Raw genomic sequence first — 6,941 nt, 5'->3', positions numbered from 1 at the left:
CTAACTAACTAACTAACTAACTAACTAACTAACTAACTAACTAACTAACAATATCCCACGCACTTGTACCCGATGCAGAAAGATTACTGGTGTTATTACGTAATACTTTATTGCCTACATTAGCTGATGACTCAGGTCGGCTTACTAAATACCCCTGAACAGAGCTCACCCCCATTTTTTTAACAAGCTCAAACTGCCCTATTTCTTCAACGCCTTCAGCTACAATTTTAAGGCCCAGCTTCTGTCCAAGTTCACTAATTGTATTTAATATATCATTGTATTTTTGGCTTTTATTGGCTTGAGCTATAAACGAGCGATCAATTTTAATAACATCAATTGGTAAATCCGCTAATGTACTTAACGAGCTAAAACCTGTACCAAAGTCATCAATTGCAATAGTGATGCCTTCTTCTCTTAATCTACTTAGCTCTTTGATTATTCTAGGGCTGGCTTGAATAAATGTTGATTCGGTAATTTCAAGCATTAGAGACGTCGCCGGTAAGCCGGTTTTTTTTAGCTTCTTCATTATCCAATCATAAATATCACGGTGCTTTAACTGAATGCCCGAAACGTTAACTGATATTTTTACTTTGCGCATACCTGCATTATGCCATGCGGCCATTTGCCGACACGATTCAAGCATAATCCAATCGCCAAGCTCTAATATTAAATTAGACTCTTCTGCTATTGGAATAAATTCTGAAGGTGGGATCATACCCTCAACTGGGTGGTCCCAGCGTGCAAGCGCTTCAAAATAATCAATCATACAATCTTCAACATGTACAATTGGCTGAAAAGATAAGTAAAAATCTTTACACGCGAGCGCTAAACGCAATTCTTCGAGTAAATAATGATAACGGCGCATTTTGTTACCCATTTCTGGCGAGTAAACTTTAAATATTCCTTTACCATCGCTCTTAGCTCTGTACATAGCAACATCAGCTAATTGTAAAAGTGCTTGTGGGGTTGACGCACTTTCTGGGTAAGCCGCGATACCAATACTGGCACTAATTTTGACTATTTTATTGCCAAGCACAAAGTCTTTTTCAAGCTCACTTAGCACGTGCTTCGCTATGTCAACAACTCTGTCGCTATCATCAAGTAGTTCTATAAATATGGAGAATTCATCTCCACCTAATCTTGATAAGTTTTGCTCTAATTGATTAGCGCTATTAATATTACTTAACTTATGGTGACGTAAAACATTTGCAAGTCGACTGGCCACTTGAACTAATATTTCATCACCAAAACTGTGGCCAAACGAATCATTTACTTGTTTAAAGCCATCCAAGTCGATAAATAGAAGCGCACATTTGAGATCTTCCTGATTAGCATGATTTATTTGTCTGTCTATGTGTTCAATATATGCATGGCGGTCAATTAACTGCGTCAGTTTATCTTGACAAATACTTGTTTGAGTTTGTTTTACATAATTAACTACATGTGAATTTAAGCTATTTATAGATTGGCTTAAGCTGCTTACACCCATAGGATTCTCTGGTGGCGTAACTTGTAAATTAAATGCCGTAAGTAAACTATTGGCTTGGCGGTTAAGCTCCGCTATTTGATTTTTATAATGACGTTTTCTACGTTCTCTACGTAAGTAGATACCTGAGCCAAATATCAATATACATAAAAATAAAAAGTTCATGGGTGATGCGAGCGTCATCATGATTAACTTATTAGAATCAGCTGCTACAAATTGGGTATCAGTGGTTTTGATAAGTAAAAAATCAGCTGTTGGCTGCTCAATTATATAATGGCCATTTAAAATGGGATTATACCAAGGAGCCATATCAAGGGAGGTATTCGTGATCTCGAAACTTCGTATATCAATATTAGTCTGAAATAGATTTATACGGTTGATCTGATTAGTTAACTCTATGTTTATGCAGAAACAAAATAGAACTATGATTAAGAAAATAAAACCGAGCGGCTTAAGTTTATTCATAAAAAAAATCCATCTATTTTGCTTCTCCTATCAAACCTATTACCAAAAACGGATTATATCGCTTGCATTTAGTACTACGCAAGCATTGATATAATCCTAAGCCATTAGAATAACAAAAAATTGTAACTATAATGGATTAACTAACTATATCTACATACTAGTATAGGTGGGATTAATAAAAATAAAAAAAACGTTTTAATTGTTTAAAATTTAATACATTCGGTATATAAGCTTTGTCGTTTTTTTTGCCGCATTAATCTATGCCTCACCACTACAGCTTTAAGTACTTATATTTACTCAACCTTTATCGCATTTGCTCCGCTGTCGTACATCATTTAAAAATTATTCTTGCGCATGATGCATTGCTACTCAAACTAGTTAAAAATCATCGCTAGTACTGTTATTATTAAAATTTAAAGCTGCCATGCATAGCTAACTTTTGTAAATAAGGTACGCTGATCTCGCTCAATATTTTTAAGTGAATCGTCTTGGTAACCTCTATCTGAGTAACCCAAATAAAACAGTGTTTGCGCATTAATTTTATATGAGTAAACAAGCTGACTACCATAGTCTTTGTTAATTTGGCTAACTTGATAAAAGTAGGCATTTTCGTCTCTATCAATATCTTCAAATTGTAAAATAAGCTTAAGGATTGAACGCATACTAAATTTATAATGAAGCCTAAAATCAACTAAGTTAGCTGTAAATACACGCTCCCCTTGTGGGTTATCTAATTGGCTGTAGTTATATTTTACATCGAGCTGCCAATGGTCGTTAATGTCCCACACCATTTGGGTTTGGGTGTCAAACGCGTCGCCTAATTGCTCATTTGCATAATCAATGCGGCTAGCGTATTCAACATATAATGATAACTTTAAATCTTTAGTGGGTTTAAAGCCCGTATAAATGTAACCAATATTTTGATTATAAAAATTGTCATTATAATTTTCATAACGGTGTACTAAACCAATTTCAAAAATAGATTGTTTTTGGCCTTTAAAACTCAAAAAGCCTTCGTATTCTTCTTCAAGTAAGTCGCCATTTTGCGCCCACGTTTTATCCCAGCCAGCTTCGTATGACCATGAGGTAAGTAAATCAGACTCATCTCTGTACCATGTTTGTCCGCCACCAAAGCCTACTTTTTCATAATCGACTTTAGCTTGATAACCTAAATCAGTGCGGTAGTCCTGCCCAATATTTTCATAAGATGCAAATAATTTGTAATCACGTTTATCGCGGGTAAATTCTAGAGCATAAGCTTCATCTGATTGAGTTTCAGATAAGTTATAGTTTTGAATTAAAAATTCAGAGTTACGAGTATCAGCAGATGACACTTGATACAAAAGAGTATCCGATTGATTAAACCAGTAGCTACCATCCACTGATAATACAGTGTTGTGATAATCATCACTTTCTCTGTGCGTGCTTGAAATACCAATAGTACCTTGCTGACCTAAGTCATATTGATAACGCCCTGCGGCTGCATTCGTTTTTTCGTTTAAGCTTGCAAAGCCAGAGCCCTGATTCGTTGGCAGTAAAATATTACTATTGTCGTCATCAGCTAGCATTAGCGCATAACTATGATCACCCGTTTTACCCGTCAGCTTTGCACCTAAAGTAGGCTCTGCAATTGTACGTGTATATAAAAGCTCAAATAAGCTACTTTTAAAGTAAGAAGCACCATCTAAAAAGAAAGGACGTTTTTCAGCGTAATAAATTGAAAAGGTTGTATTTACATCAAGCTCTAAAGAGTCAGTTTCTACTTGCGAAAAATCAGGATTAATTGTCGCGTTTAAAACAGCATCTTTTGTTAAACCCCAGCGTAAATCTAAGCCCACTTCAGTATCTATATCACCCTTATCCCAATCACCTGGCAACGCGGATTTATTATCGTTACGCAGTGTGGTTAATGTAGGTGTTAATTGGATATTTTTACTTGATTCAATGTCACTAAATCCAACTAACTTATCAAACTGGCAAAGGCTGCATTTCACATTTCTATCAAACCCCATATTTGATAGCTGATATAGCACATCACGTTGGTAGTTTCTCATTACAGAAAAACCCCACGTTAGCTCATTTTTATTTTCAGGAAAACGCAGTGCTTTAAAAGGAATACGCATTTCAACAACATAACCTTTGTCGTTAATTTGTCCTGCGCTATCCCAAATAGCATTCCATGAGGTATCAGAACTCCACCCATCGTTGTCGGTCATTCGTATATCGCCTTGCGCGCCCAGCGGGTTAACATGGAATTCATAACCACTGCGTTCATCATTAAATGTATCAATAACAAGAATAACGACGTCGTCTTCCCATAGCGTATCGCGGTCACGAAGTGATGCACGAATTTGCTCAGGGTTAGGATCCTCAGCAATAAAACCAACATATAAGTTAGTGCCATCTTCGTAAATAAAGGCATCAGTTTTTACAGGAGGAGTGCCTTTTTCGTTAGGCTCATCTTGGTAGAGTAAAGATACACGTGTTGCATTTTGCCAGTGCGCTTCATCCATAACACCATCAACGGTGATATTTGAATCAATACGGGATAAGGATACTTGCTGTTTTTTAGCCGCTACATCAAGGCTTGAAAGTAATAAAGCAAAACTTAAAAATAGGAAGGTAAACTTTTTTATTATAGTTATAAAGTACTGCATAAACATCCATTTAGACTGTAATTACTCATAAGGAGCAACTTAAGCTGAGGATTGTAATTTATCCAGGTACATTTGTTAATACTTTGAAATTAAAAATTAACTATTTAATGATATAGGAGTAACTAATTGTTATGTATTATGTTTCGAGTAGTTTAAGCTTATCGTCTATGCCATTCCATACATCAGCGTCCTCTGGTGCAGGTTTAACCTCTGTAATGCGCGGCCAGACCAGTGCAAGTTCAGCATTTAATTCAGTAAACTCTTTTTGAGACTCTGGTAGCTCATCTTCTTGGTATATCGCATCAGCTGAACACTCAGGGACACATAAACCACAATCAATACAATCAATCGGGCTAATTGCTAAAAAATTAGGGCCTTCAAAAAATGCATCTGCTGGGCACACTGATACGCAATCGGTGTACTTACATTTTATACAATTTTCGGTGACAACAAACGCCATACTATTTTAATACCTAAGATTTTGAACAACAGTTGTGGATCATACCCATCCACCCCAAAAATACAATAAATAAGTGCCATATCAGGCTATTTTAACGTAAAATGCGCGCCTAATGTTTGCACACTCGTTGTGCCCTGCATCCCCTTATTGTGAGCGGTAATAATACCCCGCTATGACACCTAAAAGAGATATAAATGATACGTTTAACCGAAATAAAGCTGCCACTTGATCATGACGAAGACGCAATTGGTCAAGCAATTGTAAATAAACTAAAAATCCAACCTGAACAATTGCACAGTTTTAATGTGTTTAAACGTGGTTATGATGCACGTAAAAAATCAGCTATTTTACTTATTTATACACTCGATATAGAAGTTGATAACGAAGCCGAGCTACTCGCAGCATTTGAAAAAGACCAGCATGTAAAAGTAGCACCAGACACAAGTTATAAATTTGTAGCCCAAGCTAACAATAATATCAAAGAGCGCCCTGTCGTGATTGGTTTTGGTCCTTGTGGTTTATTTGCGGGCTTATTACTTGCTCAAATGGGCTTTAAACCCATTATATTAGAGCGCGGTAAAGAAGTACGTGAACGTACAAAAGACACGTTTGGCTTTTGGCGTAAACGCACACTTAATACAGAATCAAATGTACAATTTGGTGAAGGTGGCGCAGGTACATTCTCAGACGGTAAGTTATACAGCCAAGTAAAAGATCCAAAGCATTATGGCCGAAAAGTCATTACTGAATTTGTAGAAGCAGGCGCACCCGATGAAATTTTATACGTAAGTAAGCCACACATTGGTACGTTTAAACTTGTCACCATGATTGAAAAAATGCGCGCTCGTATAATAGAGCTTGGCGGCGAAATTCGCTTTAGCACACGTGTTGACGATATTCATTTAGACGACGGGCAAGTAACAGGTTTAACGCTTTCAAATGGCGAGCAGCTAAACACTCGCCATGTTGTATTAGCCGTTGGCCACAGCGCACGTGACACGTTTGATATGATCCACAAAAAAGGGATTTATGTTGAAGCAAAGCCATTCTCAGTCGGTTTTAGAATCGAACATAAACAATCAATGATCGATGAATGTCGTTTTGGCACAAATGCAGGAAACCCAATTTTAGGCTCTGCCGATTATAAACTTGTGCATCACTGCGACAATGGCCGCACGGTTTACAGCTTTTGTATGTGCCCAGGTGGCACAGTAGTCGCGGCAACCTCTGAAGAAGGCCGTGTTGTTACCAATGGTATGAGTCAATATTCACGAAGTGAGCGCAACGCTAACAGCGCTATTGTGGTAGGTATATCACCAGAGCAAGATTTCCCTGGTAATCCACTTGCTGGAATAGACTTACAACGAAAACTTGAAGAGCAAGCGTATAAGCTTGGTGGTAGCAACTACGATGCACCAGCGCAGTTAATTGGAGATTTCTTAAAAGGTAAATCATCTGCAGACTTAGGTGAAGTACAACCCTCTTACACTCCTGGGATTAAGTTAACTGACTTGAGTAAAGTGTTACCACAATTTGCAATTGATGCCCTTCGCGAAGCGATACCAGCGTTTAATAAACAAATTCGTGGTTTTTCAACTAACGACGGTTTATTAACCGGTGTGGAAACACGTACTTCGTCGCCTATTAGTATTAAGCGTGATAAAACATTCCAAAGTATTAACACCAAAGGGCTTTACCCTGCAGGTGAAGGCGCAGGTTACGCTGGCGGTATTTTATCAGCGGGTATTGATGGTATTAAAGCAGCTGAAGCAGTCGCACTATCTATGTTAGAAAACGCTTAAACCTCTTTTTTAAGCTGTTTATCGGTAGTGTTTAGAAATCTGTGTCATTTCAGTATTATTAAGAAAACAGG

Annotated in this window: 4 protein-coding genes; 1 reads left to right on the top strand and 3 read right to left on the bottom strand. The window is 37.4% G+C overall.

Translation table 11 applies throughout. From position 1 onward, the window contains the following. Nucleotides 1-40 precede the first annotated feature (40 nt). The 3 genes from GQR53_RS17380 to fdxA all read right to left on the bottom strand — a co-directional run bounded on the left by GQR53_RS17380 (nt 41) and on the right by fdxA (nt 5,068). Nucleotides 41-1,951 carry a bifunctional diguanylate cyclase/phosphodiesterase gene (locus tag GQR53_RS17380; RefSeq protein WP_165744715.1) on the bottom strand — a complete coding sequence of 637 codons (1,911 nt, stop codon included), beginning with the start codon at nt 1,949-1,951 and terminating at the stop codon, nt 41-43. 413 nt (nt 1,952-2,364) lie between these two features. After that, complete coding sequence (locus GQR53_RS17375; RefSeq protein WP_165744714.1) at nt 2,365-4,608, bottom strand: carbohydrate binding family 9 domain-containing protein; 2,244 nt, start codon at nt 4,606-4,608, stop codon at nt 2,365-2,367. A 136-nt stretch (nt 4,609-4,744) separates the two neighbouring features. Beyond that, nucleotides 4,745-5,068 carry a ferredoxin FdxA gene (fdxA, locus tag GQR53_RS17370; protein WP_002958626.1) on the bottom strand — a complete coding sequence of 108 codons (324 nt, stop codon included), beginning with the start codon at nt 5,066-5,068 and terminating at the stop codon, nt 4,745-4,747. Nucleotides 5,069-5,262: 194 nt separating this feature from the next. Between fdxA and GQR53_RS17365 the strand changes: the two genes are divergently transcribed. Next, nucleotides 5,263-6,870 (top strand): NAD(P)/FAD-dependent oxidoreductase, encoded by a 1,608-nt coding sequence (locus GQR53_RS17365; protein ID WP_165744712.1) that lies wholly within the window; start codon nt 5,263-5,265, stop codon nt 6,868-6,870. Nucleotides 6,871-6,941: the final 71 nt, after the last annotated feature.

The sequence above is a fragment of the Pseudoalteromonas sp. Z9A6 genome (genome assembly GCF_011378805.1).
GTDB lineage: Bacteria > Pseudomonadota > Gammaproteobacteria > Enterobacterales > Alteromonadaceae > Pseudoalteromonas > Pseudoalteromonas distincta.
This window is presented reverse-complemented; position numbering and strand designations above follow the sequence as displayed.